Source organism: Pseudomonas schmalbachii (genome assembly GCF_017589465.1).
GTDB lineage: Bacteria > Pseudomonadota > Gammaproteobacteria > Pseudomonadales > Pseudomonadaceae > Pseudomonas > Pseudomonas schmalbachii.
The window spans coordinates 1-967 of sequence record NZ_JAELYA010000021.1 but is presented as its reverse complement, the minus strand read 5'-3'; the positions used below and the strand labels follow the sequence as shown (position 1 = coordinate 967).

Sequence of the window (967 nt, the reverse complement as noted above, 5' to 3'; positions counted from 1 at the left end):
TCATGACTGGGGTGAAGTCGTAACAAGGTAGCCGTAGGGGAACCTGCGGCTGGATCACCTCCTTAATCGAAGATCGCAGCTTATTCATAAGCTCCCACACGAATTGCTTGATTCACTGGTTAGACGACGATTCGGCAACCCTTTATGGGTCTGTAGCTCAGTCGGTTAGAGCGCACCCCTGATAAGGGTGAGGTCGGCAGTTCGAATCTGCCCAGACCCACCAAATCGTAATCGATTGGGGGCCATAGCTCAGCTGGGAGAGCGCCTGCTTTGCACGCAGGAGGTCAGGAGTTCGATCCTCCTTGGCTCCACCATTATCGTCGAGAAAGCTCAGACAGGAATGTTCGATGAACGAACCTTGCTGTCTGGTCTTTGTGCCAGAACCGTTCTTTAACAATTTGGGTATGTGATAGAAGTGACTGATTGACCATTTTCACTGATGGTTAATTGGCTCAAGGTAAAATTTGCGAGTTCAAGCGCGAATTTTCGGCGAATGTCGTCTTCACGACCGTACCGAACCTGCCGAGATGGCAGATTGTTTGGGGTTATATGGTCAAGTGAAGAAGCGCATACGGTGGATGCCTTGGCAGTCAGAGGCGATGAAAGACGTGGTAGCCTGCGAAAAGCTTCGGGGAGGTGGCAAACGACCTGTGATCCGGAGATGTCTGAATGGGGAAACCCAACCAACACAAGTTGGTTATCACACACTGAATACATAGGTGTGTGAGGCGAACCAGGGGAACTGAAACATCTAAGTACCCTGAGGAACAGAAATCAACCGAGATTCCCTTAGTAGTGGCGAGCGAACGGGGACTAGCCCTTAAGCTTCCTTGAATCTAATAGAACGCTCTGGAAAGTGCGGCCATAGTGGGTGATAGCCCCGTATATGAAAGGTTCTGGGAAGTGAAATCGAGTAGGACGGAGCACGAGAAACTTTGTCTGAACATGGGGGGACCATCCTCCAAGG

Annotated in this window: 2 tRNA genes and 2 rRNA genes; all 4 read left to right on the top strand. The window is 50.6% G+C overall.

Annotated elements, in window-relative coordinates:
- Positions 1–65, top strand: a 16S ribosomal RNA gene (locus JFY56_RS24160); the annotation flags it as partial.
- A gap of 81 nt (positions 66–146) precedes the next feature.
- Positions 147–223, top strand: a tRNA-Ile gene (locus JFY56_RS24155).
- A 15-nt stretch (positions 224–238) separates the two neighbouring features.
- Positions 239–314: transfer RNA gene (locus tag JFY56_RS24150), tRNA-Ala, on the top strand.
- 237 nt (positions 315–551) lie between these two features.
- A 23S ribosomal RNA gene (locus tag JFY56_RS24145) occupies positions 552–967 on the top strand; the annotation flags it as partial.